Genomic DNA, 15,708 nt, shown 5'->3' with positions numbered 1-15,708 from the left:
GAGGCTCAGGCCCCGCCGGCCCCCGGCACGGGGAACGCCCCGAACGCACGTCGCGTGATCTCCCCGTACACCTCGGGGTCGGTCGTGTACTCGCCGAGCACGCAGGTCTTCCGGCTGCCGTGGTAGTCGCTGGAGCCGGTCACCAGGAGCCCCAGCTCCTTCGCCGTCCCGCGCAGCCGTGTCCGCGTCCGCGCGTCGTGGTCCATGTGGTCGACCTCGATGCCGTCGAGTCCGGCGGCCGCCAGGTCGGCGATCGCGGTCTCGGACACCGTGCGGCCGCGCTTGGCGGCGGCGGGGTGGGCGAACACGGCGACCCCGCCCGCGCCCTTGATCAGCCGGAGCGCCTCGAAGGGGTCGGTCTCGTGCTTCTCCACGTGGGCCCGGCCGCTGTCGGCCAGCCAGTCCTGGGTGAAGGCGTCGTTCACGGTCGGGACGACGCCCAGTTCCACGAGGGCGGTGGCCACGTGCGGCCGGCCGACCGAGCCGCCACCGGCGATCCCGGCGACCTGCTCCCAGGTGACCGGCACCCCCAGCTCGTTGAGCTTGGCGACCATGGCCCGGGCCCGCGGCACCCGGTCGTCCCGGACCAGCTCGCGCTCGGCGAGCAGGGCGGGCTCCTCGGGGTCGAAGAGGTAGGCCAGCATGTGCATGCTGACGCCGTCGAGGCGGCAGGAGAGCTCGGCGCCGGTGACGAGGGTGAGCCCCTCGGGCAGTGCGGCGACGGCCTCGGCGTGACCGCGGGTGGTGTCGTGGTCGGTCAGCGCGACGACGTCGAGTCCGGTCGCGGCGGCCTTGCGCACCAGCTGGGCCGGGGTGTCCGTGCCGTCGGACGCGGTGGAGTGGGTGTGCAGATCGATGCGCACGACGCTGACTCCAAGCGGTGACGGGACGGAAGGGGACGCTCAAGGATAACCGGAACTCGACCCCCCGCCGTCACACCCGCAATGCCCCTGCGCCCCCTACGCACCCCCACGCCAAGGGGTGCCCTGCTTACCCACACGCCCCTGCGCGCCCGCGTACCCACTCGCCCTGCGCACCTGCGCACCGACATGCCCCACGCAACCACGGCCACGGCCCACCGCCCCGCCCGCCCCCGGCGGCGCTACGGCGCCGTCGGCTCGATCAGCCGCGGCGACAGCGCCCCGCACGGCACCAGGTCCACCTCGGCACCGGCGTCCCGCAGGTCGGTCAGCACCAGCTCCTCGTACATCAGCAGCCCGGACCGCTCGGGCCACACCACGGCCCACAGCCACATGCCGAGGGCCTCCCCGGCGAAGACGGCACGGTCGACGGGGCCCCCGGAGACGTGCCAGAGGGGGGTGGGGCGGCCCGCGGCCAGGACCTTGGCCTGGGGCGGCTTCTCGACGTCCAGGTACGGCCCGGGGTCCGGGCCGTCGAGGCCCGCGTACCGCGCGCCGAGGCCGACGCCGAGTTCCTCGGCGACCAGGATCAGCTCACCGACGCCGCCGAGCGGGCCCGGCCCGGAACAGGCGACGGCGGTCGCCCGGCCCCCGCTGCGGTCGTCGCCCGCGCAGGCCACGCCGGTGAACAGCCAGCCGACCGGCAGCGGCCAGGGCATCCACAACGGCACCTGCGTGCGGTGCACCACGACGCCGAGCGCCTCGACGCTGGGCGGGAGTACGGGCTGGACCGGGTGCACGGTGCCGTGCAGGTCGCACTGCCAGGAATCGGCGAAGAGGCCGGGAGCCCTGACCCGGCCACCACACTTCGGGCAACTGGGTTCGCCCCTCATAGAGCCCCACGGTCCTACCCTCGCTCCCCCACGTCAAGGACGATCACCCGTCCGCAGAACTAGGTGCATGTTGCATTAATTAGCAGAGCTAACTTACTATGTGTATACGCCAACCATTTGGCACCGTCTCGTCGGCATTGGAGAGCAAGCATGGATCCCTTCGACGCGGGTGCGGGCGGCATCCTGCGGCAGCCCAAGGCCGTGTGGGCGACCGCGGGCGCGTCCGTCGTGGCCTTCATGGGCATCGGGCTCGTCGACCCGATCCTCCCGTCCATCGCCAAGGGCCTGGACGCGAGCGCCGGGCAGGTCTCGCTCCTGTTCACCTCGTACTTCCTCATCACCGCGCTGGCCATGCTGGTCACCGGCTTCGTCTCCAGCCGCATCGGCGGCCGCAAGACCCTGCTGCTCGGCCTGGCCTTCGTCGTGGTCTTCGCCGGCCTCGCCGGCACCTCCGACACCGTCGGCCAGCTCGTCGGCTACCGGGCCGGCTGGGGCCTGGGCAACGCGCTGTTCGTCTCGACGGCCCTCGCGGTGATCGTCGGCGCGGCGGCCGGCGGCAGCGCCGCCGCGATCCTGCTGTACGAGTCCGCCCTCGGCCTGGGCATGGCCTGCGGCCCGCTGCTGGGCGCGCTGCTCGGCGACGCCAGTTGGCGCTACCCGTTCTTCGGCACGGCCTTCCTGATGGCGATCGGCTTCCTGTGCATCACGGTGTTCCTCAAGGAGCAGCCGAAGCCGGCCCGCAAGACCTCGCTGCTCGACCCGATCAGGGCGCTGGGCCACGGCGGCCTCGCCTCCGCCGCGGTCTCGGCGTTCTTCTACAACTACACGTTCTTCACCGTGCTGGCCTTCACGCCGTTCGTGCTGAACATGACGCCGTACAAGTCCGGCGCCGTCTTCTTCGCGTGGGGCGTGCTGCTCGCCGTCTTCTCGGTGCTGGTGGCACCGCGCATGCAGCGGCGCTTCGGCTCGCTCAAGGTGCTGGGCGGCTCGCTGGTCCTGCTCGCGGCCGACGTCCTGGTCCTCGGCTACGGCAACCACACCGCGGCGATCGTCTGCACGATCCTGTCCGGCGCGTTCATCGGCGTGAACAACACCGTCTACACCGAGCTGGCCCTCGGGGTCTCGGACGCGCCGCGTCCGGTGGCGAGCGCGGGCTACAACTTCGTGCGCTGGTTCGCCGCGGCGGCCGCCCCCTACTTCGCGCCGAAGATCGAGGAGTGGACCGACGTCCACATCCCGTTCGTGGTGGCGGCGGTGACCGCCCTGCTCGGCGCGGTCGTGGTCGTGGTGCGGCGGCGCGCGCTCACACACGAGGCGGAGGAGCTGGAGCCGCAGCACGCGAGTGAGGACTCGGTCACGGTCTTCGCCAACTGACTCGACGGATCCGGTGAGTTACGTCACTCCGGTACGTCAGCCCGCTGTGTCAGTCCAGCGGAACGGACCTGCGCTCGGGATCGCGCAGGTCCGTTCCGTGCTTCAGCCAGCGCTCCTGGAGGGCGGGCGCGCCGTGCACGCGCTTCCAGGCGGCCTCGTTCGGCGTCATCGGCAGCAGCGGCAGGAACCGCACGGGGTCCAGCGGGGCGTCCAGCTCCAGGTCCTCGACCAGGCCCCCCGGCTCGGCGACCAGGACCGAGGTGAACGGGGCCCCGGGCCACAGCGGCTCACCGACGTCCAGCGAGGCGCCGGGCGCCACGATCACGCCCTCGACCTGCGGGGACGCGGCCAGTACGGCGAGCGGGCGCAGCACCTTGTCGGTGTCGGCCACCCCGGAGCGCACGGAGAGCACCAACTCGGCGCGGGGGCCCTTGACCGGGTCGGCGAGCGCGGCCGTGGGGTCCGCCATGGGCTGGGCCGACATGCCGAGGGTGGCGTAGCGGACGACGTCGCCCTCCTGGCCGGCGGCGGGGAAACGCAGCACCTCGATGCGGTCGGTGCCGAGGAAGGTGACCGCCGCGCGCGCGTCCGGCTCGCCCAGCGCGCTGTGCAACCGGGCCTCGACCAGAGGAAGAACATCAGCCATGCGGCGAGCATAGAACTCGTCGTGAAGAGGCAAAGCGGCGCCTTGACACGTCGGGTGACTGGTACTCTGGCCCAGCGGTTCGGGGCAGCACGCAGAGCGTCGCGATCACGTCCCCGACCCTGTGAACACTCCCCTACGGGGAACCCCTCCAAACAAGGGGAATGGATCGTCCCTCACGAGGGACCGGCCGGAGGAGGTGGGGCTGGCATGGACCGAAGTCGACCGTGCAGTACCACCCGCTCTTCCGGCCGCTGACGCAGCCGCACCGGCTTTCTTCCCGTCGCCGCTGTCCGTACGCGCGCCCTCGCAAGGAAGAGCACTTCGTCTCGTTTTGCCTGACCCGGCCGTCGGTCCGGATCAGCAGCTGAATCAGCAGCGAAGTCGGCCACCGCGACGGTGCGGTGCCCCCCGCTTTGTGGACGCGCCGAGCACGCGTGGTCTGGACGTCCTCATTCCGGGCGGTTCCACCCGTCTCCGGCCTCGTTCGCTGCCCGCCGCGAAGGAGCCTGCCATGTCGATGATCCGTGACCTGCGCGCCGCGGTCCGCCCGTCCCGCGTCTCTCTGCGCAAGGACGGCGGTGCCTACGACACCACCCGTGACCCGGCGACGGCCTCCGCCGTCGTCGACTGCGCCGTCTACCGCGACGGCACCCGCGTCGAGACGGACGTGCCGCTGACCCCGCACACGGCGATGCGCCAGGTGCGCCGCGACGGCGGGTTCGTGTGGATCGGCCTGCACGAGCCCACCGAGGACGAGTTCGCCGGTATCGCCCGGGAGTTCGGGCTGCACCCGCTGGCCGTGGAGGACGCGGTCCAGGCCCACCAGCGGCCCAAGCTGGAGCGCTACGACGACTCCCTGTTCACGGTCTTCAAGACCGTCCACTACGTCGACCACGACCAGCTCACCGCCAACAGCGAGGTCGTCGAGACCGGCGAGGTCATGTGCTTCACCGGGCGGGACTTCTTCATCACCGTCCGGCACGGCGGGCAGGGCTCGCTGCGTGCGCTGCGCCGCCGCCTCCAGGAGGACCCGGAGCTGCTGCTCAAGGGCCCCTCGGCGGTGCTGCACGCCATCGCCGACCACGTCGTCGACGGCTACATCGCGGTCGCCGACGCGGTGCAGGACGACATCGACGAGGTCGAGACGGAGGTGTTCTCGCCGGGCCGCAAGGGCTCCCCGCGCGGCACGGACGCCGGGCGGATCTACCAGCTCAAGCGCGAGGTCCTTGAGTTCAAGCGGGCGGTGGCGCCGCTGCTGCGTCCCATGCAGCTGCTCAGCGAGCGGCCGATGCGGCTGATCGACCCGGAGATCCAGAAGTACTTCCGGGACGTCGCCGACCACGTGGCCCGGGTGCAGGAGCAGGTCATCGGCTTCGACGAACTGCTGAACTCCATCCTCCAGGCCAACCTGGCCCAGGCGTCCGTCGCGCAGAACGAGGACATGCGCAAGATCACCTCGTGGGCCGCGATCATCGCCGTGCCGACGATGGTGTGCGGCGTGTACGGCATGAACTTCGACTACATGCCGGAGACGCACTGGAAGTTCGGCTACCCGCTGGTCCTGTCCGTCACGGTCGCGCTCTGTCTGGGCATCCACCGCACGCTCAAGCGCAACGGCTGGCTCTGAACCCGCCCCCGGGCCCCTGGATAGGCTGACCGCATGACAAGCGAGCTGCTCGACCAGGCCCTCGTCGAGGAGGCCACCAAGAAGTCCGGCCTCGTCTGGGTCAAGGGCCCCGGGGCGCCCGCCCGGGCGCTGTGGCACGTGTGGCACGACGGCGCGGCCTGCGTCGTCGGCGACGGGCCGGGCGAGCAGCCGCTGCCGGGTCTTGCCGACGGCGCCGCGGCCGAGGTGACGGTGCGCAGCAAGGACAAGGGCGGCCGGCTGGTCTCCTGGGCCGCCCGGGTCGTGGAGCTGCCGTCCGGTTCCGAGGCGTGGCAGGCGGCGGTCGGCGACCTCAAGGGCAAGCGGCTGAACGCCCCGGACGGCGAGGCCATGACCGACCGCTGGGCCCGTGAGTGCCGGGTGCTGCGCCTGGAGCCGACGGGGACCACGGCGCCGCTGCCCGACGCCTCGCTGGCCGAGGCACCGCTGCCGAGCCCGGCGACGACCCGGCAGCCGGCGCCGGCGGGGCTGCCGCGCCTGCTGCTGAAGCGCCGCAAACGGCGCTGAGGCGCGCTGACGGCGCTGACGGCCCAGGGACGCCTCAGGAGGACGGCAGCTGTTTGCCGTAGTCCAGGGTGTCGTCCTTCGCCGGCTGCTCCAGCGCGAAGTCCTTGTTCCAGTCCGAGAAGCCGATCGTGCCCGCGCTGCCCGCCCGCACCAGGCGCAGCGGGTACGGGGTGCCCTCCAGGGAGACGTCCAGCGAGCCGCCCGCGCCGTCGTCGCCGGTGATCCGGATGGTGCGCACCCCGGCCTGCTCGTGACGGCCGTCCGTCTTCACCGTGCCGTGCAGGGTCAGCAGACCGCCGAGGAGGACGTCCTTGTCCGTGAAGCCGCTGAACTTCTTGTACACGGGGTCGCTCTGCGGCACCTTCACGTACTTGCCGGCGAGCTTGTCGGCCGCCTTGGCGTCGCCGCCGTCGTGGCTCCAGAACCCGGCGTCCGCCTTGAGGAAGAGCTGCTCGCCGACGCGCAGCAGTCCGAACGTCGTCCCCTCGGCGGCGACCGACCCGGTCCCTCCGTCCGCCTTCAGCCGCATGTCGAGGGAGTACGTGTTGCCGCCGGCGTCCACCGTGCCGTGCAGGCGCACCGTGTCGGCGGCCGCGGCGGCCGTACCGGCCTTCGCCTGGATCTTGTCGGCCGGGAGCTTCCCGAGGCCGTTGGTGCCCGCGTCGGGGTCCTCGCTGCTGCATCCCGTCAGCCCGGCTCCCGTCACTGCCAGGGCGCACACCGCGCCCAGCCAGGCGGCCCTGCGGATTCGGCGCCGGGGAGTCACAGACACAGGTGGGACTGCCTTTCTGACAGGGCTGACACGGGGCCGACGGGCATCGGCGGCGAACCGACCGGGCCAGGGCGCAGCGTACCGGGACCGTATGGAGCGAACGGAGCCAGTCCGTCCGGACCGGCCGCCAGGGCACGGCCGATCGGGACGGGCTAGCCTGAAGCGCGTCCGAGCGGGCAATTCGGAAAAGAGACACCGTACGAATCAGCTTTCACGCACTCTCACTCGACCTTCACGCACACTTCGCCCGGCTCTGCGAAGCGTGAGGAAAGGAGCCGCGGCCATGGCAGCGGGCGCCCCCCGGATCTTCGTCTCCCACCTCTCCGGCATCGCCGTGTTCGACCCGGCCGGTGACCAGGTGGGGCGCGTCCGCGATCTGGTCGTCATGCTCCGCGTCGGCCGCAAACCCCCGCGCGTCCTCGGACTGGTCGTCGAACTCACCACCCGCCGCCGGATCTTCCTGCCCATGACCCGGGTCACCGGCATCGAGTCCGGCCAGGTGATCACCACCGGCGTCCTCAACGTCCGGCGTTTCGAGCAGCGGCCCACCGAGCGCCTCGTCTTCGGCGAGCTGCTCGACCGGCGGGTCACGCTCACCGAGACGGGCGAGGAGGTCACGGTCCTCGACCTGTCGGTGCAGCAGTTGCCCGCCCGCCGGGACTGGGAGATCGACAAGGTCTTCGTCCGCAAGGGCAGGAAGGGCGGCGCCTTCCGCCGCAACAAGGGCGAGACGCTGACCGTGGAGTGGTCCGGCGTCTCCGGCTTCTCCGTCGAGGAGCAGGGGCAGGGTGCCGAGAACCTGCTGGCCACCTTCGAGCAGCTGCGCCCCGCCGACCTCGCCAACGTCCTGCACCACCTGTCCGCCAAGCGCCGCGCCGAGGTCGCCGCCGCCCTCGACGACGAGCGCCTGGCCGACGTGCTGGAGGAGCTGCCGGAGGACGACCAGATCGAGATCCTCGGCAAGCTCAAGGAGGAGCGCGCGGCGGACGTCCTGGAGGCGATGGACCCCGACGACGCGGCCGACCTCCTCGGCGAGCTGCCCGAGGCGGACAAGGAACGGCTGCTGAGCCTGATGCAGCCCGACGACGCGGCCGACATGCGGCGCCTGATGGCGTACGAGGAGCACACGGCCGGCGGTCTGATGACGACCGAGCCGATCGTGCTGCGGCCCGACGCGACCGTCGCCGACGCCCTGGCCCGCATCCGCAACCCCGACCTGTCCCCGGCGCACGCCGCGCAGATCTACGTCTGCCGCCCGCCCGAGGAGACCCCGACCGGCAAGTACCTGGGCACCGTGCACTTCCAGCGCCTGCTGCGCGACCCCCCGTACACGCTGGTCGGCTCGATCCTCGACGACGACCTGCAACCCCTGGAGCCGGACGCCGCGCTGCCCGTGGTCGCCGGGTTCTTCGCCGCGTACGACATGGTCGCGGCGCCCGTCGTGGACGACTCGGGGGCGCTGCTCGGCGCGGTCACGGTGGACGACGTACTGGACCACATGCTGCCCGACGACTGGCGGGAGACCGAGTACCACCTGGACGGGACGGGGACGACGACGGGGGAGGTGGGCGCCGATGGTGCCTGAGCGCGAGACGACGACCCGCGAGCGCGCGGCGTCGGGGGCCACCGCGTCCTCCCGGGCCCGGGCCCGCCTCGACCAGCCGCGTCCGCCGCGCCGCAGGCTGCTGCCCGAGTGGGACCCGGAGTCCTTCGGCAGGCTGTCGGAGCGCGTCGCGCGCTTCCTGGGCACCGGGCGGTTCATCGTCTGGATGACGGTCGTCATCATCCTGTGGGTGGTGTGGAACGTGTCCGCGCCGAGCGGGCTGCGCTTCGACGAGTACCCCTTCATCTTCCTGACGCTGATGCTGTCGCTCCAGGCCTCCTACGCGGCCCCGCTGATCCTGCTCGCGCAGAACCGGCAGGACGACCGGGACCGGGTCAATCTGGAGCAGGACCGCAAGCAGAACGAGCGGTCGATCGCCGACACCGAGTACCTGACCCGGGAGATCGCCGCCCTGCGCATCGGGCTCGGCGAGGTCGCCACGCGGGACTGGATCCGCTCCGAGCTCCAGGACCTCGTCAAGGACCTGGAGGAGCGGCAGAACGGTCATCACCCCGACCGCGGGGTATTCCCGGCGGATCGGTCCGCGGGGCGTGACGTACACGACCGCTGACGGGGCTTTCCGCGCCCCGTGGGCGGCGCCGTACCATCGTGTCTATGGCTACGGAAGACGCGGTGCGTGAAGCACTGGCGACGGTGAACGACCCCGAGATCAACCGGCCCATCACCGAGCTGGGGATGGTCAAGTCGGTGGAGATCGGCGCGGACGGAGCGGTCGCGGTCGCCGTGTACCTGACGGTCTCCGGCTGCCCCATGCGGGACACCATCACGCAGCGCGTGACGGACGCGGTGGCGGCGGTCGAGGGTGTCACGCGCGTCGACGTCGAGCTGGACGTGATGAGCGACGAGCAGCGCAAGGAGCTGGCCACCGCCCTGCGCGGCGGCCAGACCGAGCGCGAGGTGCCCTTCGCCAAGCCGGGCAGCCTGACCCGGGTGTACGCGGTGGCGTCCGGCAAGGGCGGCGTCGGCAAGTCCTCGGTGACGGTGAACCTGGCCGCCTCGATGGCGGCCGACGGCCTGAAGGTCGGTGTCGTGGACGCCGACATCTACGGCCACTCCGTGCCGCGCATGCTGGGCGCCGACGGGCGTCCCACCCAGGTCGAGAACATGATCATGCCGCCTTCGGCCCACGGCGTGAAGGTCATCTCGATCGGCATGTTCACCCCGGGCAACGCGCCGGTGGTCTGGCGCGGCCCGATGCTGCACCGTGCGCTCCAGCAGTTCCTGGCGGACGTGTACTGGGGCGACCTGGACGTCCTGCTGCTCGACCTGCCGCCCGGCACCGGTGACATCGCGATCTCGGTGGCGCAGCTGGTGCCGAACGCCGAGATCCTGGTCGTGACGACCCCTCAGCAGGCCGCCGCCGAGGTGGCGGAGCGGGCCGGCGCCATCGCCGTGCAGACCCACCAGAAGATCGTCGGCGTCGTCGAGAACATGTCGGGGCTGCCCTGCCCGCACTGCGGCGAGATGGTCGACGTCTTCGGCACCGGCGGCGGGCAGGCGGTCGCCGACGGCCTGACCCGTACGACGGGTGCTTCGGTGCCGGTCCTCGGGTCCATCCCGATCGACGTCCGGCTGCGGGAGGGCGGCGACGAGGGCAAGCCCGTCGTCCTGTCCGACCCGGACTCCCCGGCGGGCGCGGCGCTGCGCTCGATCGCGGGCAAGCTCGGCGGCCGTCAGCGCGGCCTCGCGGGGCTGTCGCTGGGGATCACGCCGAAGAACAAGTTCTGACGTCCTTTACGGGACGGGGGTAAGGCAAGCAGGGGCGCTGTCCACCGGGACGGCGCCCCTTCGTCGTACGCGCGGCCGGCTAGGCGTAGGCGGCGATGTCCTTGACCACGGCGAAGGCCAGCCCGTACGCGCTCATGCCCCGCCCGTACGCGCCGAGGTGCACGCCCTGCTCGGTCGAACCGGCCAGCACCCAGCCGAACTCGGACTCCCGGTAGTGGAAGGGCGTCGGCACGCCGTCCACCGGCAGGGACAGCGTCGTCCAGTCCTCGCCGTCGAGGTCGTCCGCGAGGACCCACGCGGTCTCCGTCTGCTGTTCCAGCCAGTCGTCGCGCAGCGAGTGGTCCATCTGGCCGGGCCAGGTGAAGGACAGCAGCCCCACACCGGCGAGCCAGGCCGCCGAGGACACCGAGGTGGCCTCCAGCAGGCCGGTGCCGTCGGCGCTGCGCCGGTCGGGGTTGGCCGCGACGGTCACGACGACCGCGAACTTCTCCTTGGCGTCCTGTTCGTCGCCCGCCACGTGCTCGTTGCGCACCGACGGTTCGTCGCCGTGCCCGATCGAGCCGTGCTCCACGGCCCCGTCGGCCGCCGTACCGATCTGCATCAGCCAGCGCCGCCCCGTGAAGGCCTCGTCGAGGCCGTACCACGGGAAGGGCGCACGCAGGTAGCCGTCGACCGTACGCCGGCCGGAGGGGGACTGTGGTCCGCCCTCCGCGGCCGGCGTCTGCGCGACTGCCCGACTCGTCGTCTCCATGTGCCCGGACGCCTCCTCGCTCTCGTCGGACCGGAACGGCCCGCCCCCCTTCGGGCGCACTCGTCCGGTCCGCACAACAACTCGGGCAGCATAGCCACCCCGCTGGCGGCAGCCGGGAAATCGCCCGGCGCGTGAGCCGCGCGGGCGTCGCCTTCGGGGCCTGTGCGCCCCCGTCCGGAGTATGAGACACGTCACGTTCACGGCCCGCGGCCGGGCGCGTGGTGGGCCAGGGTCAGGTGGCGTCCATGTCGAAGGGCGGGCGGTCGTCGGCGGCGGGCTTGTCGGTCTTCCCGGGCTGCTCGGGCTTCTTCGACATGTCGACGCGGCCGCTGCCGGACGACGATCCGGAAGACGACCCCGAGGACGACGGCTCCGGGTCGCGGCCGTGGACCGCGTCGGTGACCTCGGCCATCTCCTTCTTCAGGTCGAAGCCGTTGCGGATCTCCTTGAGCCCCAGCTCGTCGTTGTCCAGCTGCTTGCGGATGAACGTCTTGGGGTTGAGGTCCTCGAACTCGAAGTCCTTGAACTCGGGGCCCAGCTCCTGACGGATGTCCTGCTTGGCGCTGTCCGAGAACTCCCGGATCTTCCGGATGGTGCGCGTCACGTCCTGGATGACCTTGGGGAGCTTGTCCGGACCGAAGACGAGCACGGCGAGGACGACGAGCGTCACCAGCTCTAGTGCGCCTATGTCATTGAACACCTGAAGCTCCTTGGGATGTCCGGGCCGCCACCACGGTACCCGCCGACCCCGTCCGACCGGTACCGTCCCGTGAGCCCCGAGTGGGTGTACGTGAGCGCTTTCCGAATTGTTTGCCTTCCTGGCGCCTTGTCGGGACCCTCCGGCGGTCAGTCGCCGCCGGAGGAGCCGAGCACCAGTGAGACCTTCGTCTCCTTGCCGTCGCGTTCCAGGGTCAGCTCCAGGCGGTCGCCGGGGCGGTGGGCGCGGGTCTTGACGATGAGTTCCTCGCCGGAGTGCACGCGCTGTCCGTCGACCGCGGTGATCACGTCCCCGGGCTTGATGCCCGCCTCGGCGCCGGGGCCGCCGGCGGTGACCGCGGGTCCGCCTTCGCTGCCCTTGGCACTCACGCGGGCGCCGTCACCCGTGTAGTTCATGTCGAGGGTGATGCCGATGACCGGGTGGGCGGCCTTGCCGGTGTTGATCAGTTCCTCGGCGACGCGCTTGCCCTGGTTGATGGGGATGGCGAAGCCGAGGCCTATGGATCCGGCCTGCCCGTCGTCCGACTCGGCGCTGCCGCTGTCGGCGGAGCGGATGGCGGAGTTGATGCCGATGACCCGGCCGCGCGCGTCCAGGAGGGGGCCGCCGGAGTTGCCGGGGTTGATGGGCGCGTCGGTCTGGAGGGCGTCGACGTACGAGATGTCGCTGCCGTCGCCCTCCTCGCCGCCCGCGGTGATGGGCCGCTCCTTGGCGCTGATGATGCCGGAGGTGACCGTGCCGGCCAGGTCGAAGGGGGCGCCGATGGCGACGACGGGGTCGCCGACCCGGGCGTTGTCGGAGTTGCCGAGGGGCAGGGGGGTGAGGCCGCTGACGCCCTTGACCTTCACCACGGCGAGGTCGTACCCGCTGTCCCGGCCGACGACCTCGGCCTCGGCGGTGTCGCCGCTGTTGAAGGTCACGGTGATCTCGCCGCCGGAACCGGCCGGCTCCACGACGTGGTTGTTGGTCAGGATGTGGCCGCGGTCGTCGAGTACGAACCCGGTGCCGGTGCCGGCCGCCTCGCTGCCGCTCACGTGCAGGGTCACCACGCTGGGCAGGGCCCGCGCGGCGATGCCCGCGACGCTGTCCGGGTCCCGCTCGGCCGGCTCGGGTCCGGCCTGGGGCAGCTCGACGGTGCCCACGCCGCCGTTCCGTTCCAGGTACGCGCCCACGCCGCCGCCGATGCCGCCGGAGACCAGGGCGATGAGCAGCGCCCCGCCGACGAGCGCCTTCGTGCGCGGCCCGCGCCGCCGCTTCGGCGCGCGGTCGGCCGCGTCGTGGTGCTGGGCGGAGGCGGCCCAGGGGTCGTAACGCCCCCACGGATCGGCGGCCGCTTCGGCGCCGGGCGGCGGGGCCGCCGGGCCGGCCCAGGGGTCGGGCGCCGTCGTCGGCGACGGGGCGGAGGGCGGGGCGGGCGCGGCCGGGGGCGGGGCCGCGTCGTGGGGCGCCCTGTCGTACGTCGGGGCGGCCGCCGCCGGATGCTGCTCCTGTGCCGTCCGCGGCACCGGAGGCGGGGCGTCCGCGAACGCGGGGTCGGGGACCGCGCCCGGAGGCGGGGACACCGCCGACGCGCTCGGGTGCGGCGCCTGGGCGTGCGGCGCCAGCGCCGTCCCCGTGCCGTGCGCCGGGGTGGCCGTGGGGTGCTGGACCGGCGGGGCGGGGGCCCAGGGGCCGGGCTCACCGTACGGCGGGGTGCTGTACGGGTCGGGTTCGTGCAGCGGCTTGGGCCGCCCGGCGTCGGACGTGCCGTCGGCGGCCGGAGCGGAGCCGGTCCCCACGGGGGAGCGTGACCCCGCGTCCGCCACCGGGGCGGCTTGCCGGTCCTCCTGCGGGGGCACACCGGCATCCGGCGGCTCGGGGACGTCCGTCGGTTCGGGGACGTCCGTCGGCTCGGCGGCATCGGCGCCTTGCTGCCCCGGCGAACCGGCGGCCGCCGACTCGGAGGCGTCGGCGCCCGGCTGCCGGTGTGCGTCCGGAGGCAGGTCCAGCTCGTAGTCGCCCGCTTCGGTCGCGCGGGGGGTCGCCGCCGGGCGGGCCAGCTCGAAGTCGCCCCCGTCGGTCGCCCGGTCGTCGGTGACCGTGCCCGTACCCGTACCCGTCGTGGGGGTCGGGCGGGGGCGTTCCAGTTCGAAGTCGCCGTCGGGTGCGTCCTCGGACGAGCGGGGACGACTCCACCACTTCGCCTTCGTGGGCTTCCCCTCGTTCATGTTCTCCCCTGCAGCTGGCCGCAGATCGTCGGCTCCTAGGTCCTGTCGTCACCTCCCCGTCCGTCAGCCCGAAGGGCGGGCCCGGCGGCGTCAGGTGCGTGCTCCCGGTGCAGCGAGAGTACGTGCACGGCGTCGCCGGGCAGACGGGAACGTGACGACAGGGCCCTGGGGCTCTGGCGCCACCCCGGATTCAATCAGGTTCGCGGACCGGCGCGCAGATCGCGTCAGCGAACCGGAGGGTAGGAGGCGGCCGGGGAAGCCGCCGGGTAGGGGGAGGGAGCGGGGCCGGGGGCGGCGAGCAGGCCGGGCGGCCTGACCTCGGGGGCCGCCGACCAGGAGCTCAGGGAGAGCGGCGGAACGGCTTCCAGCGGACGTATCAGCGGGGACATGGCGGCGGCACCGGCCGTCACCGGAGTGGTCAGCGCCCGGACCGCCTGCTGCCGTGCGTCACCCCCCGCGGGGGACGGCATCCCGGGCAGCAGCGGCGCCGAGGCCGTCGTGGACGCGACGGGGAGATCACCGAGCGCGCGCTGCCCCTGCCCGAGCAGCGGACCGCCCGTGCGGCGGCGCTGGCTCTCGGAACCGGTGGCCGCGGCGGAGCCCGGGGTGCGCAGCGGCGTCACATTGCTGCCGCTGCCCGAGCCGCGCGCCTCGGCGGTGGTGTCCGGTGTGCCGAGGGTGACGCCGCCCAGCGCGATCGCGGCCAGCGACACCGCTCCGGCGGCGGCGAAGGCGAACCGCAGGCCGCGCGAGGCCGAACGGTCGGACTCGTGTCTGCTCACCTCGTGGATGCGGAAGCCGCGCCCCGACGTGGCGGACGGCAGCACCGGGGCGTGCGACCCGGCGGGGACGTAGTCGAACTCGAACCGCTCGCCCCGCCTCGGGCCGAAGACGTCGGAGGCCGCGGACGCGCCGAAGCCTCCGGGAAGCCCGCTGAACGAGCCGCCGCCGTCGGAGTCACCGCCGCCGGGAAGCCCCTGGAGGCGGGCCAGGAAGCTCTCGGACGGGGCCGGCGGGGCCGCTTCCGCGAAGACGTTCTTCAAGCGGCGCTGGGCGTCGACCTCCGCCTTGCACTTCGGGCAGGTCGCCACGTGCGCCAGCACGCGCTCACGCGCGTCATGACCGAGCTCTCCGTCCACCAGGGCGGAGAGTCGGTCTCCCAGGTGCTGCTCTGCGAGGTGTCCCTCGGACTCAGGCCGTGACGCACTCACGCGCTCGTGCCCCCTCCTCCCAGTGCGGGCACACCGGCCGCGAACGAGCGACGGTCGGCCCGCGCCTTCGGGGACCGGTGTGCGAGGGCCTTGCGCAGCTGCGAACGGCCGCGGTGGATGCGGGAGCGCACGGTGCCCAGCTTGACGCCGAGGGTCGCGGCGATCTCCTCGTACGACAGCCCTTCGATGTCGCACAGGACGACGGCGGCGCGGAACTCGGGCGCGAGGGTGTCCAGCGCCTGCTGCACGTCCGCGTCGAAGTGGGCGTCGTGGAAGAGCTGCTGCGGGGTGGGCTCCCTGCTGGGCAGCCGCTCGGCCGCGTCGTCGCCCAGCGCGTCGAACCGGATGCGCTGCTTGCGGCGCACCATGTCCAGGAAGAGATTGGTCGTGATGCGGTGCAGCCAGCCCTCGAAGGTGCCCGGCGTGTAGGTCGACAGGGAGCGGAAGACACGGACGAAGACCTCTTGGGTGAGGTCCTCGGCGTCGTGCTGGTTGCCCGTGAGGCGGTAGGCGAGGCGGTAGACCCGGCCGCTGTGGGTGCTGACGATCTCCTCCCAGGTGGGCGGAGTCCACGCCTGCCCGTCCGCGTCGCTGGAGAAGGTCGCGGTCTGGGCGTGTCCCGCGGTGGGACCGTCGGCGTGGCTGTGGTCAGCAGCGGTGTCGTTCACGGATTTCGGCCTGCCTGCCGATCCGAGGAAGCGCCTCAGCACTCCACCCCGATCCGCGCGTGCGGCCGCACCTCCCCTGTCGGCTC

The 15,708-nt window shown here is 72.7% G+C and carries 15 protein-coding genes; 6 read left to right on the top strand and 9 right to left on the bottom strand.

All coding sequences use genetic code 11. The features are described from left to right. Positions 1–5: 5 nt before the first annotated feature. Together ACFYZ3_RS08715 and ACFYZ3_RS08710 are read right to left on the bottom strand one after the other, a co-directional pair. The gene (locus ACFYZ3_RS08715; RefSeq protein ID WP_388514829.1) at positions 6–863 is read right to left on the bottom strand and encodes a PHP domain-containing protein; all 858 of its coding nucleotides are present in this window, start codon (positions 861–863) and stop codon (positions 6–8) included. 239 nt (positions 864–1,102) lie between these two features. Beyond that, positions 1,103–1,753, bottom strand: a complete 651-nt coding sequence (locus ACFYZ3_RS08710) for a DUF6758 family protein (protein WP_388514828.1) — start codon at positions 1,751–1,753, stop codon at positions 1,103–1,105. Positions 1,754–1,903: 150 nt separating this feature from the next. Between ACFYZ3_RS08710 and ACFYZ3_RS08705 the strand changes: the two genes are divergently transcribed. Beyond that, a complete protein-coding gene (locus tag ACFYZ3_RS08705; protein ID WP_159324231.1) occupies positions 1,904–3,127 on the top strand; it encodes an MFS transporter in 1,224 nt (407 codons plus the stop codon). A gap of 49 nt (positions 3,128–3,176) precedes the next feature. On the opposite strand, the gene ACFYZ3_RS08700 is transcribed toward ACFYZ3_RS08705, so the two are convergent. Then, positions 3,177–3,773 (bottom strand): suppressor of fused domain protein, encoded by a 597-nt coding sequence (locus ACFYZ3_RS08700; protein ID WP_388514827.1) that lies wholly within the window; start codon positions 3,771–3,773, stop codon positions 3,177–3,179. A gap of 511 nt (positions 3,774–4,284) precedes the next feature. Here ACFYZ3_RS08700 and ACFYZ3_RS08695 point away from each other — a divergent pair. Continuing rightward, positions 4,285–5,400 (top strand): magnesium and cobalt transport protein CorA, encoded by a 1,116-nt coding sequence (locus ACFYZ3_RS08695; RefSeq protein WP_388514826.1) that lies wholly within the window; start codon positions 4,285–4,287, stop codon positions 5,398–5,400. A 33-nt stretch (positions 5,401–5,433) separates the two neighbouring features. Then, a complete protein-coding gene (locus ACFYZ3_RS08690) occupies positions 5,434–5,946 on the top strand; it encodes a hypothetical protein (RefSeq protein WP_388514825.1) in 513 nt (170 codons plus the stop codon). A 34-nt stretch (positions 5,947–5,980) separates the two neighbouring features. Here the strand turns inward: ACFYZ3_RS08690 and ACFYZ3_RS08685 are convergent, their stop codons facing one another. Continuing rightward, complete coding sequence (locus ACFYZ3_RS08685; RefSeq protein ID WP_388514824.1) at positions 5,981–6,718, bottom strand: hypothetical protein; 738 nt, start codon at positions 6,716–6,718, stop codon at positions 5,981–5,983. Between the two features lie 283 nt (positions 6,719–7,001). Between ACFYZ3_RS08685 and ACFYZ3_RS08680 the strand changes: the two genes are divergently transcribed. The 3 genes from ACFYZ3_RS08680 to ACFYZ3_RS08670 are packed head-to-tail and all read left to right on the top strand — an operon-like array spanning position 7,002 to position 10,070. Continuing rightward, positions 7,002–8,303: a magnesium transporter MgtE N-terminal domain-containing protein gene (locus tag ACFYZ3_RS08680; RefSeq protein WP_388514823.1), complete on the top strand. Its 1,302-nt coding sequence runs from the start codon at positions 7,002–7,004 to the stop codon at positions 8,301–8,303. Beyond that, on the top strand, positions 8,293–8,892 hold the full coding sequence (locus ACFYZ3_RS08675; RefSeq protein ID WP_361003987.1) for a DUF1003 domain-containing protein: 600 nt from the start codon (positions 8,293–8,295) through the stop codon (positions 8,890–8,892). Before ACFYZ3_RS08680 ends, ACFYZ3_RS08675 begins: the two co-directional genes overlap by 11 nt. 44 nt (positions 8,893–8,936) lie before the next feature. Next, the gene (locus ACFYZ3_RS08670; protein WP_388514821.1) at positions 8,937–10,070 is read left to right on the top strand and encodes an Mrp/NBP35 family ATP-binding protein; all 1,134 of its coding nucleotides are present in this window, start codon (positions 8,937–8,939) and stop codon (positions 10,068–10,070) included. A 79-nt stretch (positions 10,071–10,149) separates the two neighbouring features. Here the strand turns inward: ACFYZ3_RS08670 and ACFYZ3_RS08665 are convergent, their stop codons facing one another. The 5 genes from ACFYZ3_RS08665 to sigE all read right to left on the bottom strand — a co-directional run bounded on the left by ACFYZ3_RS08665 (position 10,150) and on the right by sigE (position 15,622). Further along, the gene (locus ACFYZ3_RS08665) at positions 10,150–10,821 is read right to left on the bottom strand and encodes a hypothetical protein (RefSeq protein ID WP_361003981.1); all 672 of its coding nucleotides are present in this window, start codon (positions 10,819–10,821) and stop codon (positions 10,150–10,152) included. 232 nt (positions 10,822–11,053) lie between these two features. Then, positions 11,054–11,521, bottom strand: a complete 468-nt coding sequence (locus ACFYZ3_RS08660) for a sec-independent translocase (RefSeq protein WP_388514820.1) — start codon at positions 11,519–11,521, stop codon at positions 11,054–11,056. A gap of 146 nt (positions 11,522–11,667) precedes the next feature. Next, the gene (locus ACFYZ3_RS08655) at positions 11,668–13,743 is read right to left on the bottom strand and encodes a trypsin-like peptidase domain-containing protein (protein WP_388514819.1); all 2,076 of its coding nucleotides are present in this window, start codon (positions 13,741–13,743) and stop codon (positions 11,668–11,670) included. 224 nt (positions 13,744–13,967) lie between these two features. After that, entirely contained in the window at positions 13,968–14,954 is a 987-nt protein-coding gene (locus tag ACFYZ3_RS08650; RefSeq protein WP_388514818.1) for a zf-HC2 domain-containing protein, read from the bottom strand. Further along, complete coding sequence (sigE, locus tag ACFYZ3_RS08645) at positions 14,951–15,622, bottom strand: RNA polymerase sigma factor SigE (protein ID WP_388514816.1); 672 nt, start codon at positions 15,620–15,622, stop codon at positions 14,951–14,953. Before sigE ends, ACFYZ3_RS08650 begins: the two co-directional genes overlap by 4 nt. Positions 15,623–15,708: the final 86 nt, after the last annotated feature.

The sequence above is a fragment of the Streptomyces sp. NPDC001599 genome (genome assembly GCF_042893535.1).
Classification (GTDB): domain Bacteria; phylum Actinomycetota; class Actinomycetes; order Streptomycetales; family Streptomycetaceae; genus Streptomyces.
Note: the sequence above shows the minus strand (reverse complement) of the source record. Positions and strands in the feature narration are given on the sequence as shown.

Bases quoted from the DNA above. Each gene is read 5' to 3' on its own strand.
- ACFYZ3_RS08710 (WP_388514828.1), bottom strand. From the start codon at position 1,753: ATGAGGGGCGAACCCAGTTGCCCGAAGTGTGGTGGCCGGGTCAGGGCT.
- ACFYZ3_RS08705 (WP_159324231.1), top strand. From the start codon at position 1,904: ATGGATCCCTTCGACGCGGGTGCGGGCGGCATCCTGCGGCAGCCCAAG.
- ACFYZ3_RS08700 (WP_388514827.1), bottom strand. From the start codon at position 3,773: ATGGCTGATGTTCTTCCTCTGGTCGAGGCCCGGTTGCACAGCGCGCTG.
- ACFYZ3_RS08695 (WP_388514826.1), top strand. From the start codon at position 4,285: ATGTCGATGATCCGTGACCTGCGCGCCGCGGTCCGCCCGTCCCGCGTC.
- ACFYZ3_RS08690 (WP_388514825.1), top strand. From the start codon at position 5,434: ATGACAAGCGAGCTGCTCGACCAGGCCCTCGTCGAGGAGGCCACCAAG.
- ACFYZ3_RS08680 (WP_388514823.1), top strand. From the start codon at position 7,002: ATGGCAGCGGGCGCCCCCCGGATCTTCGTCTCCCACCTCTCCGGCATC.
- ACFYZ3_RS08675 (WP_361003987.1), top strand. From the start codon at position 8,293: ATGGTGCCTGAGCGCGAGACGACGACCCGCGAGCGCGCGGCGTCGGGG.
- ACFYZ3_RS08670 (WP_388514821.1), top strand. From the start codon at position 8,937: ATGGCTACGGAAGACGCGGTGCGTGAAGCACTGGCGACGGTGAACGAC.
- ACFYZ3_RS08665 (WP_361003981.1), bottom strand. From the start codon at position 10,821: ATGGAGACGACGAGTCGGGCAGTCGCGCAGACGCCGGCCGCGGAGGGC.
- ACFYZ3_RS08655 (WP_388514819.1), bottom strand. From the start codon at position 13,743: ATGAACGAGGGGAAGCCCACGAAGGCGAAGTGGTGGAGTCGTCCCCGC.